The 21,369-nt window shown below is 43.7% G+C and carries 19 protein-coding genes; 8 read left to right on the top strand and 11 right to left on the bottom strand.

The features are described from left to right. Nucleotides 1-13 precede the first annotated feature (13 nt). A complete protein-coding gene (locus DN53_RS13245) occupies nucleotides 14-2,701 on the top strand; it encodes an AsmA-like C-terminal region-containing protein (protein WP_129654863.1) in 2,688 nt (895 codons plus the stop codon). 30 nt (nucleotides 2,702-2,731) lie between these two features. Here DN53_RS13245 and DN53_RS13240 read toward each other — a convergent pair whose 3' ends face one another. From DN53_RS13240 to DN53_RS13225, 4 genes are all read right to left on the bottom strand, one after another. After that, nucleotides 2,732-3,496, bottom strand: coding sequence for a DUF6090 family protein (locus DN53_RS13240; RefSeq protein ID WP_129654861.1), 765 nt, complete (start codon nucleotides 3,494-3,496; stop codon nucleotides 2,732-2,734). Between the two features lie 75 nt (nucleotides 3,497-3,571). Beyond that, the gene (locus DN53_RS13235) at nucleotides 3,572-4,906 is read right to left on the bottom strand and encodes a YfcC family protein (RefSeq protein WP_129654859.1); all 1,335 of its coding nucleotides are present in this window, start codon (nucleotides 4,904-4,906) and stop codon (nucleotides 3,572-3,574) included. A gap of 99 nt (nucleotides 4,907-5,005) precedes the next feature. Then, nucleotides 5,006-5,233 (bottom strand): hypothetical protein, encoded by a 228-nt coding sequence (locus tag DN53_RS13230; RefSeq protein WP_129654857.1) that lies wholly within the window; start codon nucleotides 5,231-5,233, stop codon nucleotides 5,006-5,008. 67 nt (nucleotides 5,234-5,300) lie between these two features. Beyond that, the gene (locus DN53_RS13225) at nucleotides 5,301-6,095 is read right to left on the bottom strand and encodes a DUF2797 domain-containing protein (protein ID WP_129654855.1); all 795 of its coding nucleotides are present in this window, start codon (nucleotides 6,093-6,095) and stop codon (nucleotides 5,301-5,303) included. Between the two features lie 97 nt (nucleotides 6,096-6,192). Here DN53_RS13225 and DN53_RS13220 point away from each other — a divergent pair, with 97 nt between their 5' ends. Together DN53_RS13220 and DN53_RS13215 are read left to right on the top strand one after the other, a co-directional pair. Next, nucleotides 6,193-7,707: a GH3 auxin-responsive promoter family protein gene (locus DN53_RS13220; RefSeq protein WP_129654853.1), complete on the top strand. Its 1,515-nt coding sequence runs from the start codon at nucleotides 6,193-6,195 to the stop codon at nucleotides 7,705-7,707. Between the two features lie 164 nt (nucleotides 7,708-7,871). After that, on the top strand, nucleotides 7,872-8,411 hold the full coding sequence (locus DN53_RS13215; RefSeq protein ID WP_129654851.1) for a hypothetical protein: 540 nt from the start codon (nucleotides 7,872-7,874) through the stop codon (nucleotides 8,409-8,411). Nucleotides 8,412-8,414: 3 nt separating this feature from the next. Here DN53_RS13215 and clpX read toward each other — a convergent pair whose 3' ends face one another. From clpX to DN53_RS13180, 7 genes are all read right to left on the bottom strand, one after another. Beyond that, nucleotides 8,415-9,650, bottom strand: a complete 1,236-nt coding sequence (gene clpX / locus DN53_RS13210) for an ATP-dependent Clp protease ATP-binding subunit ClpX (protein ID WP_129654849.1) — start codon at nucleotides 9,648-9,650, stop codon at nucleotides 8,415-8,417. A 103-nt stretch (nucleotides 9,651-9,753) separates the two neighbouring features. Further along, the gene (clpP, locus tag DN53_RS13205) at nucleotides 9,754-10,434 is read right to left on the bottom strand and encodes an ATP-dependent Clp endopeptidase proteolytic subunit ClpP (RefSeq protein ID WP_129654847.1); all 681 of its coding nucleotides are present in this window, start codon (nucleotides 10,432-10,434) and stop codon (nucleotides 9,754-9,756) included. Between the two features lie 90 nt (nucleotides 10,435-10,524). Beyond that, on the bottom strand, nucleotides 10,525-11,847 hold the full coding sequence (gene tig / locus DN53_RS13200; RefSeq protein ID WP_129654844.1) for a trigger factor: 1,323 nt from the start codon (nucleotides 11,845-11,847) through the stop codon (nucleotides 10,525-10,527). Nucleotides 11,848-11,946: 99 nt separating this feature from the next. Continuing rightward, nucleotides 11,947-12,291, bottom strand: a complete 345-nt coding sequence (locus tag DN53_RS13195; protein WP_129654842.1) for a phage holin family protein — start codon at nucleotides 12,289-12,291, stop codon at nucleotides 11,947-11,949. A gap of 79 nt (nucleotides 12,292-12,370) precedes the next feature. Next, a complete protein-coding gene (locus DN53_RS13190; RefSeq protein ID WP_129654840.1) occupies nucleotides 12,371-13,912 on the bottom strand; it encodes an SGNH/GDSL hydrolase family protein in 1,542 nt (513 codons plus the stop codon). 137 nt (nucleotides 13,913-14,049) lie between these two features. Continuing rightward, nucleotides 14,050-14,820 (bottom strand): alpha/beta fold hydrolase, encoded by a 771-nt coding sequence (locus DN53_RS13185; RefSeq protein WP_129654838.1) that lies wholly within the window; start codon nucleotides 14,818-14,820, stop codon nucleotides 14,050-14,052. Then, complete coding sequence (locus DN53_RS13180; RefSeq protein ID WP_129654836.1) at nucleotides 14,820-15,536, bottom strand: pyridoxine 5'-phosphate synthase; 717 nt, start codon at nucleotides 15,534-15,536, stop codon at nucleotides 14,820-14,822. Before DN53_RS13180 ends, DN53_RS13185 begins: the two co-directional genes overlap by 1 nt. An 86-nt stretch (nucleotides 15,537-15,622) precedes the next feature. Between DN53_RS13180 and DN53_RS13175 the strand changes: the two genes are divergently transcribed. The 5 genes from DN53_RS13175 to DN53_RS13155 all read left to right on the top strand — a co-directional run bounded on the left by DN53_RS13175 (nucleotide 15,623) and on the right by DN53_RS13155 (nucleotide 21,347). Then, nucleotides 15,623-16,279 carry a CBS domain-containing protein gene (locus DN53_RS13175; protein WP_129654834.1) on the top strand — a complete coding sequence of 219 codons (657 nt, stop codon included), beginning with the start codon at nucleotides 15,623-15,625 and terminating at the stop codon, nucleotides 16,277-16,279. A 1-nt stretch (nucleotide 16,280) separates the two neighbouring features. Then, complete coding sequence (locus DN53_RS13170; protein WP_129654832.1) at nucleotides 16,281-17,162, top strand: NAD kinase; 882 nt, start codon at nucleotides 16,281-16,283, stop codon at nucleotides 17,160-17,162. 112 nt (nucleotides 17,163-17,274) lie between these two features. Further along, complete coding sequence (gene porG / locus DN53_RS13165; protein ID WP_116217281.1) at nucleotides 17,275-17,958, top strand: type IX secretion system protein PorG; 684 nt, start codon at nucleotides 17,275-17,277, stop codon at nucleotides 17,956-17,958. 1 nt (nucleotide 17,959) lies between these two features. Next, nucleotides 17,960-18,703 (top strand): undecaprenyl pyrophosphate synthase, encoded by a 744-nt coding sequence (locus DN53_RS13160; protein ID WP_129654830.1) that lies wholly within the window; start codon nucleotides 17,960-17,962, stop codon nucleotides 18,701-18,703. Then, nucleotides 18,675-21,347 carry a BamA/OMP85 family outer membrane protein gene (locus tag DN53_RS13155; RefSeq protein WP_129654828.1) on the top strand — a complete coding sequence of 891 codons (2,673 nt, stop codon included), beginning with the start codon at nucleotides 18,675-18,677 and terminating at the stop codon, nucleotides 21,345-21,347. The genes DN53_RS13160 and DN53_RS13155 overlap by 29 nt, the downstream gene beginning before the upstream one ends. Nucleotides 21,348-21,369: the final 22 nt, after the last annotated feature.

Here is a 21,369-nt window from a genome sequence, read left to right as displayed (position 1 = left end):
AAAACATGATCTTATGAAGAGAAAAGTCCTGAAGATTACCGGAATAACCCTACTTGTCCTACTAGCCTTGATCATTGCACTGCCCTTTTTCCTCCAGGGAAAAATTGAGCAGATCATTAAAAACAAGGTGAACAACAGTATTAATGCCACTTTGGATTTTGAGGAGGCCGATTTGAGCTTGCTCAAAAGCTTTCCCAATGCCAATGTGGAACTCACCAACATTTCTTTGGTCAACAAGGCCCCTTTTGAAGGGGATACCCTATTTGCCTCTGGCGAGATTGAATTGAAGATGTCCATCAAGGAGCTCTTTAAATCTGCAGACGAACCCATTGTCATCCAAAGTTTGAATGTGGACAAGGCCAAGCTTCACATAAAAGTGGATGAAAACCAGAATGCCAATTACGACATTGCCAAGGCAGATGAATCAGCATCGACCGATGCATCTGAAGGTTCTGGTGACAATTTTACTTTGGCCATGGATGCCTATGCCATTACCGATTCTGAAATCATCTATGACGATATGGCCACGGGAATGCGTTTGGCCCTGCTGGAAATGAACCATTCGGGAACCGGGGACCTTTCCTTGGAAAAATCGCAGTTGAAGACTTTGACCGATGCTTTGGTGTCTTTTGAAATGGACAGCACAAAATATCTCAATAACCATAAGGTGTCCTTGGATGCCTTGATCGATATCGACCTGAAGGAAAACCAATACTCCTTTTTGGAGAACAAGGCCATGATCAACCAATTGCCCTTGGTGTTTGATGGTTTTGTAAAGTTGAATGACGATAATCAGGAAGTGGATGTAACCTTCAAAACACCATCTTCCGACTTTAAGAACTTTTTGGCCGTGATTCCTGAGGCTTATTCCAAAAACATAGAAACGGTGCAGACCACTGGAAATTTTGAGGTGAACGGGCAGTTCAAGGGTATTGTGGACGACACCCATATTCCTGCGTTCAACATCAAGATCAATTCTGAAAATGCCTCTTTCAAATATCCGGACCTGCCCAAATCGGTGCAGAATGTATTCATTGACACCGAGATCAACAATACCACGGGAATCACTGAAGATACCTATGTGGACATCAAACGATTGTCGTTTACCATAGATCAGGACAAGTTCAACCTGACCTCCAAGATCCGTGACCTTATGGGGAACACCAAGGTGGATGCCCATATGGATGGCAAGATCAATCTGGCCAATATCTCCCAAGCCTATCCCGTACCTGAGGATTACAACCTAAAAGGTATCCTGAATGCGGATGTGACCACGGCCTTTGATATGGAATCATTGGAGAAGAAACGTTATCAGAATACCAAAACAACCGGGAAGGCATCGGTCTCCGGTTTTGAGTACGCTTCGGAGGAACTCAAGAATCCGGTGGCCATCAACACCGCTTTCGTTACGTTTAATCCCAATACGGTCACCCTGGATTCCTTTAAAGGAAAAACGGGAAGCACGGATTTTGATGCCAAGGGTACATTGACCAACCTACTTGGGTTTATGTTCAACGATGAAAAAGTGGAAGGAAACTTTTCGTTGGCCTCCAATACCTTTGCCTTGAATGATTTTATGGTGGAGGAAGCCACGCAAGAAGAAGGAGAGGCCGAGACCACTACCACTTCAGAAGGGGGGGAGCGCATTAAAATCCCATCCTTTTTGGATTGTACCATTGACGCCACGGCGGGAACGGTTTTGTATGACAACCTAAAACTGAAAAATGTAAAGGGCAAGTTGATCATCAAGGATGAAACGGCCACGGTTGAGAACCTAACCTCGGACCTTTTTGGAGGTACTTTGGGGATGAAAGGGTCCGTGTCCACCAAAGAAGAAGCATCAACCTTCAACATGGATTTGGGGATGAGCAATTTTAATATTGGGGAGTCATTCCAAGCATTGGAATTGTTCAAGGCACTTACGCCATTGGCGCAGGCGCTTCAGGGAAAACTCAATTCCCAAATTAAGATCGGTGGAAATTTGAAGGACGATTTCACACCCAACTTGGCCACCATTTCCGGGGATTTGTTGGCAGAACTCCTATCCACTAAAGTGGATACCCAGAAAGCGCCCTTGCTTTCGGCCTTGGACAGTAAGCTGAACTTTTTGAACACCAAGGACATTGACCTACAAGGATTGAAGACTGCCTTGAGTTTTGACAACGGTACCGTAAAGGTGAAGCCGTTTACTGTAAAGTACAAGGATATAGCCGTAAATGTGGATGGAGGCCATTCGTTTGACCGTCAGATGCAGTACAAGGCCACCTTGGATGTGCCGGCCAAATATCTGGGGAATGAGGTAAACAAGCTCATTGCGCAAATGAACGATGAAAGTTTAAAGGAGGTCACTATTCCTGTTACGGCGAACATTGGGGGTAATTTTACCAATCCTACCGTGACCACCGATCTGACCTCAAGTGTAAAGACCTTGACCACAAAACTGGTGGAAATCCAAAAACAGAAATTGGTCAACCAAGGAAAGGACAAGGCCAAGGACCTGTTGTCCGATATGTTCAAGAAAGATAATACCGATTCCACTGCCACCCAATCTTCAGGGGTTAAAGAAACCTTGGGCAACCTTTTGGGAGGCGATAAAGCAAAAGATACCACAACCACCAAGACCGAGGAGGACCCGGTAAAGAATACGGCCAAGTCCATTCTGGGGGGATTGTTGAAAAAGAAAAAGGATACCGTCAATTAAAAAAAGGTGCGGTTTTAACCGCACCTTTTTTTAATGTTCCAATTCTTGGTCAATCACTTTTAGAATGGATTCCAACTGAAACATCAAGGGATTGTAATGTTCTGTTTCCGTGGATTGACTTGTAATGATGAACATTAGAATGTTGTTTTGGAAGGCAATGGACTCCAAAACGGATAAATTGCTCATGGCCTTTTCACCCATAGGGATTCCCATTTTTTCGGACATGCCCGTATGGTCCAGAATGGTTCGGATACTATGGCCTTCATCCCTAAAAGCATTGACGGTACTGTTTCGTTGCTCGTCCTGCATTCGTTCTTGATTGGAAATGTCGTCTATGGTGGCGATCCAATTGGTGAGTTTTATCCGTAGAGCATTATTGGTGATGTCCTTAAGACTTCCGGAATTTACCATTTCATTGAGAAGTGAGTTGTTGGGGTTGAAGAAGATATCATAGGCAAAGGCGGTAACGAACAGTTCGGACAACTTTTCCTCCGAAGGACTTTCGTTTTGGTCCATGATCTTTACAATTTCAGTAGCTGCATTATAGCTGTTCTTGTTGAATTTGATCAACTCTTCCAATTTATATTTACTGGTCTCAAACTCTTCTTTTAAGCCTTTAAGGTATACCTGTTCTTTTTGCCGTTTTATGCTTTGTTCATTGGCATTGTTAATGGCCAAGGCAATGAGAATGCCAATCACTACAAGGACGATTTCCCCAAGGGCATATAGGAGGTAATTCCTGATTTTTTTCTCGGCGATCAGTTGTTTTCTAACTTTTCTAAAGAGCTTTAGCATAGGTGTTGGTTGGTGGTTCCTGTTGGTTTTAGGAAACTAATCTAACTATTTTTTGAACATCACATGTATTTGGTCCTATTGATACCCTATGGCTACGGACACCACCAAAGCAATGGCGGCAATCAATACAATGAGCAAGGTAGGTCTAAGGGCAAACTTCAACCATTTGTTATAGGGGATATTGCAAAGCGCCAAAACTGCCATGAGTGCCCCATTGGTGGGCACGATCATATCGGCCATTACAGCTCCGTATTGATAGGCCAAAACGCAGGTTTGTCTGGATACTCCTATTAAATCTGAAAGCGGGACCAATATGGGCATGGTCAAAACCGCCTGCCCCGAATAACTGGGTACCGGAAAGTGCAAAAATGAATGGGCAATCATCATGGAGACGGCAGATACCGAAGGTGAAAGATATTTCAATGGCCCAAAAAGGGCATATACAATGGTGTCCATGATCATGCCTTCTTTTAGGAGCAACGAAATGCTATTGGCGAGCCCCAATAGTATGGCGGCAAACATCATTTCCTTGAATCCATCGATATAGGATTCGCCGGTACCGTTGACACCCAGTTGGCCAATGAGTCCTGCCACGATGCCCAAGGCAAAAAAGGAGGCAGACATTTCGTTGAAATCCCAATTCAAAAACAGAAGGCCATAAATAACGCCACAGAAGGTCAATGCGAGGAGCGACAATATGATCTTGCTTCGTGTGGTCATGGACTCGTGAGCGGAAGGCATCTTTATTTTATCAATCCTGTTCTTGTTGGCGTATCGAATAATAAAGGCTATCCATACGACAAGAACCACTGCTAAAACCACAAGTCTAAACTGACTGCCCGAAAGTAATGGGAGCCCGGCCTCTTTTTGGGCAATCATAACCCCAAAGGGGTTGGATGGGCTAAAAGAACTGCCAATGACCGTTGATCCATAACTCATGAGTATAATGGAGAACGTATTATAGCCAAGACTTTTCCCGAACAAGAGCAAAATGGGTATCATGGCAATGACTTCTTCCTGCATGCCTATGGTGACCCCACCTGCGGTAAAAAGGGCCGTGACCAAAATCAATGCCAAGGTTTCTTTGCCTTCCAGGATTTTGACCAGTTTTACCAAACCTTGGTTGAGGGCCCCGGTTTTTTCAATGACATAAAAGCAACCTCCAATCAAAAGGATCAGGACTATGGCATCTGCCCGGCCTATGATTCCTCTTGGGATGGAGAGAATCAGGTCCATAAGGGAGAGATGTTCCGAAGTGACCGTTTGGTAGGAGTCGTTCAGGACTTTTGTGGTTCCGGTTGCCTCATCCAGTATCCGTTGGTAGCTTCCTTGTGGGACAATGTACGTTAGGATCCATGCAAAAATGATGACAGCAATGAGTATGACGAAAGCATTGGGAAATTTTTTCATCCGGTTTGGTTTTGGTTATATGAAACAAAGGCTTTGGGCCTTGTCTTGGTTTCAGTGGATACCAATTCCCATATGTGCGGTCAAGTTCTTCCTATGCTGCTATTGGGGCTTATTTTTCATTTTTTCCAAAAAATTGACCATTTCCTTAAGGCTATCCTGTAGTTCGTCATAGCCAATAACATCGCCGATGGACATTAGGTCAAGTAAACTTTCCTTTGTTTTGGTTTTCACGGATTGCTCCAAAAAATCCAATGAATCCTGTACTTCTTGGGACGGGTTCTCAATGCGTTTCAGCATTTTGAGAGTTTGCAGTACTTCTTTTAGCATTTCTTGAGTTTATAAGTGTAAGTTATTAGATTTTTACAGATTTGCTTTGTAAGATACCTAAAACTGTTTAGTTGATCGTTATCCCTACATAATACCCTTCACTGCCCCGTACATTGAATACGGTGTTGTCCTCAAAAATTAAATACTGTCCCTTAATGCCCTTCAGGACTCCCTTGTAAGTTGGAGTCTTGTCCAGATTGAGGCTTTTTACCTTTTCCGGGTATTGCAATACCGGAAATTCCAAGTGGGTCTCCTTATCATTTTCAATAAAATATTGGGAGACTTCTTCCGGGATATAGGGTTTCAGTTTGGTGCGCCATTCGGTCAGGTCCAGATCTTCAATATCGTTTTTCAGCATTTTCTGCCAACTGGTCTTGTCGCTCACATGGTCTTTTAAGGCCACCTCCGTTATACCGGCCAAATAGCGGTTGGGCACTTCCACAATTTCAATGGCCTCGTGGGCGCCTTGGTCGATCCAACGGGTGGGGACCTGCGATTTTCGGGTTACTCCCACCTTTACATTGCTGGAATTGGCCAAATAGACAATGTGTGGTTGCAGCTGCATCTTTTTTTCAAACTCCAAGTCACGATCCTCTTTGTCCAAATGAGCCGTGCTTAACTCGGGTTTCATGATCCATTCCCCGGCAGTTGGGGTTTCATAAAAACAGGTCTTGCAGAATCCTTGTCTGTAGATGGGACGGTCCTGTCCGCAATTCAGGCATTGGAATTTGATGAAATCAATCTGAACCTCTTTGTCCAGAGCTTGGTTCATGTTGATGAAATCGTTCTCAAAGACCAAAAAATATTGGATGGGACTTCCATTTTCGGTTTGCATCTTGCGCAGGACCCCTTCGTAAAGCATAGTGGAATGAATGTTTAAAACTGATTTGAAAATGCGGGGCAGAAAAGCTATTTTAGCTATTGCACCCAACTGAATTTCTTGGTTAAATATACCTAAAATGCCAATACCATTATTCAATTCCATTGCTTCTTGGTTACTACGGAAGCGTTATCACCAGATAGAACTTTTTCTAAAGTACCCCTTGGAGGTTCAGGATGAGGTCTTGCGCCATTTGATGGATTTTTCCGAAGATACCATGATCGGGAAGCAGTACGGGTTTAAGGATATGCCCAAGTATGATGAATTCAAGAACAGGGTGCCCATTGTAAGTTATGAGGATATTGCCCCGTTGATAGAACGGACCAGAAAGGGAGAGCAGAACCTGTTTTGGCCCACCACCATTAAATGGTTTGCCAAGAGCAGCGGTACCACCAATGCCAAGAGCAAGTTTATTCCGGTGAGCTCGGAAGCCTTGGAGGATTGTCATTACAAGTCTAGTAAAGACCTATTGTGCCTTTACCTGAACAATAACGAAAATTCCCAACTGTTCACAGGGAAGAGCCTTAGGTTGGGGGGAAGCAAGGAACTTTATGAGGACAATGGCACTTTTTTTGGCGATCTCTCCGCCATATTGATTGACAATATGCCCTTGTGGGCCGAATACAGCAGTACGCCAAGCAACAAAGTTTCGTTGATGAGCGAATGGGAATCCAAACTGGAGGCCATTATAGAGGAAAGTATCCGGGAGAACGTGACCAGTTTGGCCGGGGTGCCTTCATGGATGTTGGTATTGCTCAATCAAGTGTTGGAGAAAACCGGAAAGAACCATTTGTTTGAGATATGGGAAAATCTGGAAGTATATTTTCATGGTGGGGTAAGTTTTATTCCCTATAAGAACCAGTACAAAAACCTGTTGCCACGAAAAAAGTTCAACTATTATGAAACCTATAATGCCTCCGAAGGCTTCTTTGGGATTCAGGATAGAAATAATTCCGATGATCTGCTGTTGATGTTGGACTATGGGATTTTCTACGAGTTCATCCCTATGGACTCTTATGGAAATGAGGATAGTGCCATTCCGTTGTGGGAGGTGCAACTTGGGATCAACTACGCTATGGTCATCACTACCAATGCAGGACTCTGGCGCTACAAAATAGGGGATACCATACGATTTACTTCCAAAGATCCGTATAGGATACGGATCACAGGGCGAACCAAACACCATATCAATGCTTTTGGGGAGGAACTCATCATTGAAAATGCCGAAGAGGCCCTGAAGCAGATTTGTCAGAAGACCGATGCTGAGATCATGGACTATACAGCAGCACCCATTTTTATGACCGGAAACGATAAGGGAGCCCATGAATGGATCATTGAATTCAGGAAACCACCGGAAGATATCGCCTACTTTACCGAATTTTTGGACAATGCACTTAAATCATTGAATTCAGATTATGAGGCCAAACGATATAATAACATCACCTTAAAAATGCCCAAGGTGCATATGGCAAGAAAGAACCTGTTTCATGATTGGTTGAAATCCAAAAACAAGTTGGGTGGGCAACACAAGATACCGCGATTGTCCAATGAAAGGGCTTATTTGGATGAGTTGCTGCAAATGAATATGCAATAAATCGGCTTATTTTGTAGTTTACCTTTGTTTTACGAAAACGTTTTCGTAATATTTGACCCTTTATCGAACAAAGGTTTCTTTTGGACAAATAAAAATGGTCTTTCTCCGTTTAATGTTGAAATTCCCCATGCAAATCTTTTGAACAAACACTAAACCATTACATCATGGCAGAAAAACTCGTTGTTGTTTCAGATATGTGGGGAGCCAAGAAGGGACTTTGGATTGCTTCCTATTTTGGATATCTGCAACAATATTATGACATTGTCTTTCATGACAGTCAGCAATTGGGCAATATTGATGTGCCCATATCCACTGAAGAGAATATCCATAGGGCTTTTGTGGAAGGGGGGATTGATACGGCTGTGGCCCACTTATTGAAGAAGGAATCGGCGCCAGCACATTATCTCGCATTCAGTACTGGAGGTACCATAGCGTATAAGGCCGCCTTAAAGGGATTGCCCATGAAATCTTTGACGGCCATTTCAGCCACAAGGATTCGGTTGGAGAACGATAGACCTGATACTTCCTTGAATTTGGTATATGGGGAATCCGATGAATTTAAGCCTACCCATGAATGGGCCAAAAAGATGGGTGCAGACCTCAATGTGATTCCAAATTTTGGACATCAGTTGTACTCTGATGAGAAAATCATCTCCCAAGTATGCATGGAACTCTTGGAGCAAGTTACCCGAAAAGCGGTTTAACCTTTAGGAAACCACTTTTAGTTTTTTGATGGTCTCGTAGGAAAGTTTTTCCTCCGCATAGGCCTTGGTTACCTTGAATTCAGTCTCATCACTGCTGGGAAGGGTGAACATGGCGTCGGTAAAAACGGCCTCACAAAGGGAACGAAGTCCTCGGGCACCCAACTTGTATTCCACAGCCTTTTCCACAATGTAGTCCAAGGCTTGCTCGGTAATGGTAAACTTAATGTCATCCATGTTGAACAGTTTTTCATACTGTTTGATGATGGCATTCTTAGGTTCGGTAAGAATGGCTCGCAAGGTTTTGGCATCAAGGGGGTTCATGTGCGTGAGCACAGGCAACCTTCCAATGATTTCCGGAATAAGACCAAACTCTTTTAAATCTTTGGGAATGATGTATTGGAGGATGTTTTCCTGATCCAATTTTTCTTCCGCTTTTGATGCGCTATACCCAACCGCCTGCATGTTCAAACGTTTGGTGATGATTCGTTCAATTCCATCAAAGGCACCACCTGCAACAAAAAGAATGTTTTCGGTATTCACCTCGATAAATTTCTGGTCGGGATGCTTTCGTCCACCTTTAGGTGGAACGTTCACAACGGTGCCTTCCAATAATTTTAGAAGTCCCTGTTGCACTCCTTCCCCCGATACGTCACGGGTAATGGAGGGATTATCACTCTTTCGGGCGATTTTATCGATCTCATCTATAAAAACGATACCCCTTTCGGCTTTTTCCAAGTTGTAATCGGCAGCTTGGAGCAAGCGGGTAAGAATGCTTTCCACATCTTCCCCAACATATCCCGCTTCGGTAAGTACCGTGGCATCAACAATGGCCAAGGGTACATTGAGCATACGGGCAATGGTCTTGGCGATCAAGGTCTTTCCAGTCCCGGTCTGCCCTACCATGATGATATTACTCTTCTGGATTTCTACGTCGTTGTCCTTGCTCTTGGGCTGTAACAATCGCTTGTAGTGATTGTAGACCGCAACGGACATGACTTTTTTGGTACGCTCCTGTCCAATGACAAAAGTGTCCAAAAAGTCCCTGATCTCCATGGGTTTTTTAAGGACCAATTCGGAGGAGAGATCTTGGTTTTTGGATTGTTTGGATTCCTCAGCAACAATACTATGTGCCTGTTCTATACAACGGTCACAAATATGTGCATCGAGCCCTGCAATCAGCAGATTGGTTTCAGGCTTTTTTCTACCACAAAATGAACATTCCAAGTTTTCCTTTGCCATATCAATATCAAATCAACATATATGTTCCAACCACTAATAACGTAAAAAAAATGGGTTTGGTCTACGTTATCAGGTTGCTTTTAATGGGTTTCAGTTCTTTACCCTAGGATTTTTCCCGGACCAAGATTTCATCGATCATACCATATTCCTTGGCTTCTTTGGCCTTCATCCAGTAATCTCGATCACTGTCTTCGTATACTTTTTCAAAAGACTGACCAGAGTGTTTGGATATGATCTCGTACAACTCATCTTTTATCTTGAGCACCTCTTTGGCCGCAATCTCAATATCACTCGCCTGTCCTTGCGCTCCCGAAAGAGGTTGGTGTATCATGACCCTGGAGTGGGTTAAACCACTTCTTTTTCCCTCTTGACCGGCACAAAGAAGTACAGCAGCCATGGAAGCAGCGATACCCGTACATATGGTGGCAACATCAGGTTTTATGAACTGCATGGTGTCATAGATTCCCAATCCGGCATAAACGCTTCCACCTGGGGAGTTGATGTATATCTGGATGTCCTTGGAGGCATCGGCACTTTCCAAGAAAAGCAACTGTGCCTGCACAATATTGGCCACCTGATCATTGATTCCCGTTCCCAAAAAGATGATGCGGTCCATCATCAATCTTGAGAAAACATCCATGGCAATGGCGTTCAATTGCCGTTCTTCAATGATGTTAGGGGTCATGCTCACGGGATACATGCTGCTCATGATATTGTCATAATGCATACTGTTGATGCCGTGGTGCTGGGTAGCGTATTTTTTGAATTCTTTTCCGTAATCCATGGGATGGTGTTGAATTTTTCTTAAAAAAAAGGTGCCGAAAAAACAGCTTTTCGGCACCGTAAAGATACTTAATTTTCTTTTAGCCCAAGATTAGCTGTAGGCTTCCTTGATAAAGTCGTCATAACTGACTTCCTTCACCTTTAGGTTGGCCTTTTCCTTGTATAGGTCCAATAGTTTTTGGCTCATCAACTGCTCAGAGAGTCTTTTTACCTCGTCTTGGTTGCCCAAAACCCTAGTGGCAATGTTCTCCAACTCCTCTTCTTTGGGATCCATATGGCCGTATTGTGCCATTTGGGATTTAATGAAGCCTTTGGCAAACTCCTTCAATTCATCAAACTGAACCTGAAGGTCGTTCTCTTGGATGATTTTACCTTCAATAAGTTGATAACGAAGTCCTTTTTCAGACTTTTCAAACTCTTCTTTGGCCTCATCATCGGTCAAAAGTTTTTCACCGCTGATCTGGATCCATTTTTTCAGGAACTCGGCAGGAAGCTCAAACTGGGTCTCATCAATAAGCTTTTCGGTAACATCGTTCAATAATTTCTGATCGGCTTGTTGCTCAAACTGCTTTTCAGAGTCTTCCTTGATACGATCCTTTAGTTCTTTCTCAGAGCTTACATTGTCTTTTCCGAACAATTTATCGAACAGCTCTTGGTCTAGGGCAGCAGGCTCCCTTTCATTGATTTCCTCAATGGTGAAGGTTACATCAATGTTCAATTTTTCAGCCTTGTCCGCACTGATTCCCAATGCGCTGGACAACAGGTAATCTTCCTTGAACAATCCCCTTGTGGAAAGGGTTGCGGATTCACCAACCTTTTTGCCGACCAAGGCGTCAGTGGCTTTCTTGCTCTTTACCTTGCTAAGTTCAATAGTGGTTTTATGTTCTATCTCCTCTGCTTCGTTGACAAAGGTTCCAGTGATTTCGTCGTTTTTACCTACTTCGTTTTTGGAGACCAGTTTTCCGTATTGTTTTTGGATACGTTCCACTTGTTCCTCGATCATTTTTTTGTCGGCAACGATCTTGTACTGGGTTACGGCTTTTTTGGTCTTCAGCTGAACGTCAAAGTTTGGGGCCAATCCCAATTCAAATTCAAAATCAAGATTTTCGCTGTCCCAATCAAAATTTTCCTGTTGTTTGGGAAGGGGATTGCCCAACACATCCAACTTTTCCTCGGTAAGGTATTTGTTCAGATTGTCTTGCAACAGTTTGTTCACCTCATCCACCAAAACGGCTTTGCCGTACTGCTTTTTGATAAGCCCCATGGGGACCTGTCCTTTTCTAAAGCCAGGAATATTGGCTTGTTTTCTGTAGTCTTTTAGGATTTTGTCTACGTTCTCCTGATAATCCTCTTTGCTGATCTCGACCTTTACAACTGCATTAAGATTGTCAATCTGCTCTTTAGTAATGTTCATCTCCTACCTAATTTGCTGTTCAAAAATGGGAGGCAAAAGTAATGCATTTTCCGTTTGGCAGCAACTTTTTAAAGCCTTGAATGCCAAACAAAATGAATTCTATACATCTTCTTTTAGAACGGAGTGTAAAATGGATTGCAAAAACGAGAGCAAAAGGCTAAAAATTAGGGCCCACCAAATACTGGTTACCTGGAATCCATCAATCAAATTGGCAGCTATTAGAATAATGATGGCATTGATGATCAAGAGGAACAATCCCAGCGTCACAATGGTAATCGGTAGGGTTAGAATAACGAGTATGGGTTTTACCAAAAAGTTGAGGACACTAAGGACTATGGCGACAATGATCGCAGTCATCATGGAATCCACACCCACACCGGGCAAAACATAGGAAAGTATAACAACGGCAAGTGCATTCAATAAAAGTCTTAGGATCAATTTCATGAGGTTTTGATTTTAGGGTTGAAAAAAGGCACCGTTTGTACGGTGCCTTTAATATAATGAAATTAAATATGGTTCCTTCTTAATTAATATATAATCCTGTATAATCCAATGGGTTTACGTTGGGTAAATTGGAGCCGTATTTTGCGTTGATCGCTGCCGTAAAGGCGTTGGCCAGTATTGCATACCCCCGTGGCGATGGATGCACGCCATCCAATGAAAACCCGCCGCCTGTGGCAAAGGTTGCCGTGACCACACTTCCATCTGTTTGTGGAAAACCGGTGGTCTTTAAATTATTCAAAAGGGTATTGGCGTCAACAAAAGCGAGGTCATAGGCCGTTGCCAATGCTTCAATGGTCTGGTTGTATGCCGTAAGTGCGGTTTCAACAGAGGCTTGTTCCTCCGGAGTCAGTACCCACTTATCTGCCAAGGGAACGGCAACCCCATTGATGGAGGTAGGGTCCGCAGGATTGGCCAAGGTGCCAATGAAGCTACTTGAGGTCAGTACCAAAAGATCTTCTGCGGTGGCTTGTCTCATACTGACAAGGGCAGGGTTGATACCAGTCAAATCAGTCAAGTCTTCATCAAATAAAACAACGGCATTGGAACTGCCTGCAGAAAATGTAATTGTTCTTTTGGCTATTTCTGCATCTGCTTCTTCTTGGGTGATTGCCAACTGGCTGACAAGGAAATTCAAGGCTCCTGTAACACCTGCATTGTAAGCACCATAAGATTGGTTTAAGAGTGTGGCTGTAGCTTCATCCAAAGGTACAGGATTGTGAGGGACCGTGGTGAAATAGGGAATGTCCGTTACGTTGGGTAGATTGGCTATAACACCCTCCGCTCCGTTCGCGGTCATGGCCTGAAGAATGGCATCAAGGGAACCTGCAAATACATTAGGGTCCGTAATATCATTTCTAGCATAGCTGCCTGGGTCAGGATTTCCGGTCTGATCTAACCCTGCGCCACCACCTGTGGCATACAAAAGTATGTCATTGGCTCCGGTCCAGAGCGAGAAAAAGGTAGCGCCTTGTGCTGCAGCATCCCCTACCACCGTGGCGGTTTCTGAGGAGGAAAAACGGACAAAATATGGGTTGGCTGCACCTAAAGCCAAACCTGCCAAGCTCCCATAACCGGGAGCAAGTAGCTCATAACTTTTGGAACCGGGAACCCCCATGTTATTGAAAGACCCTGATAGCTTATTGGTGATTTCCGTACTTCCCTGTCCTGAAATTGGGGTAGGGGCCGGGCCATCTGCGGTAAAAGCCAAAATTAATCTGTTGCCAATATCGGGACTGCCATCCATGTTAAGGTCTGTTTCGCCATTTATGGTGGCACCTCCCAGATTATCTGCCATATATGGAATCTCAAATGCTCCACCTCCGACCAAGGCAAAGTTCATGGCCAGCATGTTTGGGAAAGACGCTTCTTGACCCGCCATGAACAGGGCATTGTCCGAAAAGCCCGCAGTAAGTGAATTTCCTACCGCCACATATTTTGTGAAATCAGCACTTCCGGCCGTATAATCTACCGGATCTGTTGTTTCCTCGATAATTGGGGTATTGTCTTCACATGAAACCAAAAAAAGGCCCAAGAACGGAAGCAAGGCAAATAACTTTTTCATATCCAAACTGTATTTGTTGAGTTAGCTTATGTTAAATTTTGGGTTAAACCGCATTTAATCAAATCTATATCAAAATTGTTATACAGACAATAAAATGGCTGAAAAAATTATGCATGCATAATAAAAAACCCTCAATTTTAAGAATTCATGAAGTGTAATGTCTTTTCAAAGAATTGTTTGGGGTTTTCCGCATGGAGCCAATGTCCGGCATTGTCCACAGTTTCTATGACTGCCTTTGGGAAGTGTTTTTTGATTTCGGGATAGTCATTGGGGAGGATATATTCGGAGCGGTCTCCGCGAATAAAGAGTGCAGGTCCGTCATAGGATGCCGTAGCGCCAATATTGTCCCCAATTTCTTCCATTCTGTTTTTTAAGACTTCAAAATTGAACCGGAATCCCATTTTTTTAGGTTCCACCCAATGAAGGTTCTTTAAAAGGAACTGCCGTATGCCAAAGTCCTTGAGGTGTTGCGAAAGAACTTCATCGGCTTCTTTTCTGCTTGTAATTTTGTCGAAATCCAATTGTGCCAAAGCATCAACAATGTATTGATGATGGGGTGGGTAAAACTTGGGGGCGATGTCCGCAACAATGAGTTTGGTCACCCGGTTGGGATGCGATGTGGCGATTTGCATGGCTGTTTTTCCTCCCATGGAATGCCCGAGGATGAGGGCAGATTCAATCTGGCGGTGGTCCATGTAGGCTATTACATCGCTGGCCAGCAGTTCATAGTCAAAATCGGGGGAATGAAAACTTTTTCCATGGTTCCTCTGGTCAATAAGGTGCACTTGAAACCCATTGTCAGCATATTGACTGCCCAAGGTTTTCCAATTGTCCGACATCCCTAAAAAACCGTGAAGGATAAGTAAGGGAGTGCCTTCGCCCAATATTTTTGAATGCAATAACTCCATTACTTTAATCGGTCTAGGTACATGTTCACCACATTTTCAATACCCAAATAAATGGATTCGCAAATCAGGGCGTGCCCAATGGATACTTCCAAGAGGTTGGGAATATGTTCTTTGAAATATTTAATGTTGTCCAGGCTTAGGTCATGCCCTGCATTGATGCCCAATCCCAATTCATGGGCCATTTGGGCGGCATCCACAAAGGGTTTTATGCCTGCTTCTTTGTTGCCTTCCGCAAAATCATGGGCAAAACTCTCGGTGTAGAGTTCAATACGGTCTGTTCCGGTTTCAGCAGCTCCTTGCACCATCTTCACATCGGGGTCCACAAAAATGGAAGTGCGTATCCCGTTCTCCTTGAAGGTTTTGATCACATCCACCAAAAAATCCTTGTGCTTTAGGGTGTCCCAACCGGCATTGGAGGTAATGGCATCCTCGGCATCGGGGACCAAGGTTACCTGGGTGGGTTTTACCTCAAGTACCAAATCTATGAATTTGGGAATGGGGTTTCCTTCTATATTGTACTCGGTGGTGACCACTTTTTTCAGGTCACGCGCATCTTGATAACGAATATGGCGCTCGTCCGGACGGGGGTGAATGGTGATGCCCTCCGCACCAAAAGACTCGATATCCTTGGCCGAAGTGATCAGGTTGGGCACATTGCCTCCCCGTGAATTCCGTAAAGTTGCCAGTTTGTTTATGTTAACACTCAACTTTGTCATGAAGTTCTCTTTTAGATGGGCAAAAATAAGAATTAGGCACGCCTTTTGCCATTTAAAATTAGTATTTTGCGCCTAATAGAAATGACATGCAGATTCTTAGCCAGATAATAAACACAGTACCCGTTTTTGAGGTGTCCGAGACCTTGAAGGAGGTTATTCGTTTTTTTGAAGAGACGACCTTCTCCCATGTGGCTGTCACCGAAAATGGAGTCTATTTGGGGCTTTTGTCCGAAAATGACCTAGCCTGTTTTGAGCCTGAAAAGAGGATTGATGATTTTAGGTTTGAGATGGAAAGTTTTTTCGTGACCAAGGAAACCTCTTGGTTGGATGTGTTGGAGATGTTCTCAAGAAACGAGGCCAATATACTCCCGGTTTTGGATGAAAACCAAACCATCATCGGCTATTATGATCTTGAAGATGTAGTGAGTTTATTTATTGATACGCCATTTTTCAGTGAGCCTGGGGCCATTCTTGTGGTCGCTACCGGCATCAAGGACTATTCCTTTAGTGAGATAGCCCAAATTGTGGAAAGTAACAACGCCCGTTTGTTGGGGGCTTTTATCACGGATTCCCAAAATGATGTGGTACAGATTACCCTTAAAATAGGAGCTCAAGGACTTAATGAAGTAGCCCAGACCTTTAGACGGTACAACTATACCATTGTCTTTGGCAACAGTGATGACCAATTCATGGAAGATCTGAAGCAACGCTCGGATTATTTGGAAAAATACCTTAACGTTTAGCATGAAGGTCGCTATTTACGGACAAGCTTTTTTGGAAGAGGACAAAACCAGCATGCTGGAACTTTTGCACGAACTGCAGAAGGTGAATGCCGAGATTTTTGTCGAGGAAAAATTTAATGAACTGGTTTCGGACTGTACTACGGGACGTATTCAAGGTACTTATACACAATCCAAAGGATTGGATGCCACCTTTGACATGTTCATCAGCTTTGGTGGTGACGGGACCATGCTTCGTGCGGTGACCTATATAAAGGACTATGGCATTCCCATTGTGGGTGTAAATACGGGAAGGCTTGGATTTTTATCGACCTTTAAAAAGGAGAATGTGCGCAAACTGGTCACGGAATTTGTGGCCGGGCACTATACGGTAGAGGAGCGGACCTTGGTTGAGGTGGAGGTGAATCCAGACCTGAACGAGTTCGAGAATCTTAATTTTGCCTTGAACGAGGTTACTGTAAGCCGAAAGGATACAACCTCCATGATCACGGTGGAAACATATTTAAACGATGAATACCTTACCTCGTATTGGGCAGATGGACTCATTGTTTCCACGCCAACCGGTTCAACGGGATATTCATTGAGCTGTGGTGGGCCGGTCATAGCGCCATCGGCAAAATCCTTGGTGCTTACCCCAATTGCACCGCACAATCTTAATGCACGTCCACTGGTCATTTCAGATGACACCCAGATACGGCTCAAGGTTTCAGGGAGGGAACAGACCCATTTGGTATCATTGGATTCCAGGATTGCAGATATTCCCAACGGCAAGGAGATTAGGATACGAAAATCGGATTTTACGGTCAAAATGATAGAGTACACATCCGAAAGCTTTCTAAAAACACTTCGAAATAAATTGCTTTGGGGGGAGGACAAACGGAATTGAACCTTTCACAAACAATAAAAGGAGCTAAAAACTGTTTAACAAGGGAGAATGTTTATAACTGTAGGCCTATTGACTTTCCTTTACTTTTAACTTGCGTAATTTTTTAACTGGTATGCGGATAGTTTTGGCTATTTTTCTATGCAGTATGTTCAAGCTGGGGGCACAGACCTACGAAGTGGGAATCTTTGCGGGTGGCGCCAATATGGTGGGCGATGTAGGTCGCACAAACTATATCTTGCCTTCTGGCCCGGCTTTTGGAGGTCTTTTTAAATGGAACAAGAGCAAACGGTATGCATGGCGTGCCAGTGTGCTCTATGGGACCTTTACTGCGGACGATTCCAAATCCAGCATGCCTTCCCGGCAACAGCGGGAGTATGAGATGGATAATTCCGTTCTTGAAGCCTCATTGGGGATAGAATTTAATTTTGTGGAGTACAATCTTCACAAACTTGGACCCGCCTTCACCCCCTATCTATACACAGGTTTCAGCTACTTCAGATATGATTTTATGTATTTTGATGCCCTCCAGGTGCAGGATATTAACCAAAAAGAAGGTAGTTTTGCAATTCCAATGACGGTTGGGGCAAAGTATCGGTTAAATCAATTCCTGATTCTTGGCGCTGAAATTGGGGCCAGATATACATTTACGGACAATTTGGACGCAAGTAACCCTGAAGGTTCCAATTTCGAGCAGTTTAGGTTCGGGAATATATTGAGCGATGACTGGTACGTCTTCACAGGTTTTACGTTAACGTATACCTTTGGACGAAAGCCCTGCCAGGATTGTTTTCAATGACATGCACACGCTAGAGGACGTTAACAAAGACAAACCACTTCCAGAACATGTGGCCATCATTATGGATGGCAATGGCCGTTGGGCGAAACAACGGGGGAAACTTCGGGTATTTGGCCATGAAAATGGGGTGGAAGCCGTGCGCAACACCGTTGAGAATTGTGCCAAACTACAGATAAAGTGCCTTACACTCTATGCATTTTCCACTGAAAACTGGAACAGGCCTAAAATAGAGGTCGAAACCCTCATGAAACTTCTAGTGTCTTCCTTAAAGAAGGAATTAAAGACCCTTAATAAGAACAATATCAGGCTAATGGCCATTGGAAACATAGATTCCCTGCCCAGTAAGGCCCAAAAAGAACTTTCGGAGGTTATTTCAAAAACAGCGGAAAATACGGGAATGATACTCACCTTGGCACTTAGTTATGGCTCCCGGGAAGAGTTGAAAACTGCTGTAAAAGAGATAGCTATCAAAGTTAAAAATAATATAATTTCACCCGAAAATATTGACGAAACCGTTATAAATACACATCTTTACACGCATTTCATGCCCGATGTGGACTTGCTTATCCGTACCAGTGGAGAACGTAGGATAAGCAATTTTTTACTATGGCAAATTGCTTATGCCGAATTATATTTTATTGATGTATTTTGGCCTGATTTTAGAGAGCATCATTTGGTAGAAGCAATATTAAGTTACCAAAATAGAGAACGACGATTTGGAAAAACTAGCGAACAACTCAGTTAAGGGTAGACAAAATTCCATTCTGCAATACCTGAAACTACTCCTTCCTTTATTATTTATCACCGGACAGAGCATTGCCCAGGAAACTTCATTTGAGGATGGGAAACAATATATTTTGGGTGGACTCACCGTTACCGGTCTTCAAAGTTATAATGAACAAACGGTTAAAACGTACACCGGTTTACGTGTAGGGCAGCCCATTACCGTACCAGGGGATGAGATCAGCGCCGTAATCAAGAAACTGTGGGGCTTGGAGCTGTTCAGTGATGTGGAGATGTATTACACCAAAATAGAGGATGACAAGATTTTCTTGGAATTGAACATTTTGGAACGTCCTACGCTTTCCAATGTAACTGTTTATGGGGTAAAAAAGAGAAAGGTGCAGGGTATCTTGGATGATACAGACCTTAAAAAAGGGAAGAAAATCACCGAAAGCTTAATTGCCAACACCAAGAACTACCTTCAGAACAAGTATAAAAAGCAAGGGTACCTCAATGCCAATGTCAACATCGCTACCGTGGCCGATACTTCAGAGGTCAATACCCAGAACATGGTGGTCAATGTCAAAAAAGGAGATAAGGTAAAGATCAGGAGCATTGTTTTTGAAGGAAATGACAAGCTTTCCGGTAAGCGTCTTCGCAAATCATTGAAGAACACCAAGAAGAAGAAGTTTTACCGCTTCTGGAAAAAATCAAAATACATCAAGGACGATTTCAACGAAGATCTTTCCAGTTTGGTGGATGCCTATGCAGAACGGGGGTATAGAGATGCACGGGTACTATCGGATACCTTTGTGAAAGTCAACGAAAAGAACATCGACCTTAAGATCAAGGTAGAGGAAGGGGACAAGTACTATTTTGGGGATATCAACTTTGTTGGAAACACGGTGTATTCGGATAGATACTTGAGCCAAATACTAGGAATCCGTAAAGGGCAGACCTACAATGGGGTATTGCTCAAAAAAAGGATTGCGGATGACTCCAGACCAGATGCGGAAGATTTGACCAACGAGTACCAAAACAATGGATACCTGTTTTCCAGTATCAATCCTGTGGAGGTTTCCGCGGTGAACGATACTATAGACTTTGAAATCAGGATCATAGAAGGTAAAGAAACCTTTTTGGATCACGTAACGGTTGTGGGCAACGATAAGACCAATGATCATGTGATCTTTAGGGAATTGCGTACCCGTCCCGGTCAAAAATACAGCAAGGACAATATTGTTCGGAGTATCAGGGAATTGGGGCAGTTGGGCTTCTTTGATGCGGAGCAGATCGTTCCGGATATTCAAAACCCGGACCCCAACGCCGGTACGGTGGACATCCAATATAGTCTGGTAGAGGCCGGTTCCAGCCAGATAGAATTACAAGGTGGTTTTGGTGGTGGAGGTTTCATAGGTACGTTGGGACTTTCGTTCAGTAACTTCTCTTTGAAAAACATCTTTAATGGTGAGGCCTACAAGCCCGTTCCCATGGGAGACGGACAGACCTTTGCCCTCCGTTTGCAGGCCAGTAGGTCGTTCCGGGTATATAGTTTGAACTTCTCCGAACCATGGTTGGGCGGTAAAAAGCCGGTACGGTTCAATCTGTCCCTATCCAGGACACAGCAGTTTGCCACGGGTTATGATAACCGAGGAAGGATCGATGTGCAGAAAGATCGTGGATTCTCCATAACCGGGGTCTCGGCAGGATTGGCCAAAAGGGTACAATGGCCCGATGACTTCTTCACGGTGTCCCACTCTTTGAGCTACCAGTTGTACGATTTTAACGACTACAACCTTGGTCTCTTTAATTTTGGTAATGGTAGTTCCAATGCGTTGAGCTATACCTTTGGTATATCCAGAAGTTCACAAGGTCCCAGCAGGATTTTCCCTCTGTCTGGATCCAACTTTGAGTTGACCGCCAAGTTTACACCACCATATTCACTCTTTAGCAACAAGGATTACAAGCAGCTGAAGAACGATATTGAGTCGGCTACCGAACGACTTTATGAAATTGGGACCAATCCTTCTTCCATAGAAGAGCAGTTGGAGTTTGCCCAATTGAGCGACGAGTTGGAACGAAATGAAGAGGAGAGGTTTAAACTCTTGGAGTTCTACAAAGTGAAGTTCAAGGGAGATTGGTATACCCGTTTGGTGGACAAACTGGTATTGCGTACCAATGCCGAGTTTGGCTTTTTGGGAAGCTATAACCATGACATAGGAGCAGTTCCCTTTGAGCGTTTCTATGTGGGTGGGGATGGTCTTGGAAACTTTACCTTGGACGGAAGGGACGTGGTACAGTTGAGAGGATATGAGAACCAGGCCCTTACCCCTTATATTACCAATGCCATTACGGGAAGTCTACAACAAGATGGGGGTACCATCTACAATAAATATTCTTTGGAACTTCGTTATCCGCTTACCTTGAAACCTTCGGCATCAATTTATGCATTGTCGTTTTTGGAAGCTGGAAACGCATTCAACAATTTTAATGAGTTTAATCCGTTTGAATTAAAAAGATCTGCCGGAGTGGGGGTACGTATTTTTATGCCGGCATTCGGACTCTTGGGAATCGATTTTGGATATGGCTTCGATACAGATGCCAGACCGCAATCAACAGGACCTAGTGGCTGGCAAACGCACTTCATCATCGGGCAGCAGTTTTAATCTAAGGAAAATAGGGTTTTGC

Origin of the sequence: Flagellimonas olearia (assembly GCF_004150225.1) — a bacterium.
Taxonomy (GTDB): Bacteria; Bacteroidota; Bacteroidia; order Flavobacteriales; family Flavobacteriaceae; genus Flagellimonas; species Flagellimonas olearia.
Note: the sequence above shows the minus strand (reverse complement) of the source record. Positions and strands in the feature narration are given on the sequence as shown.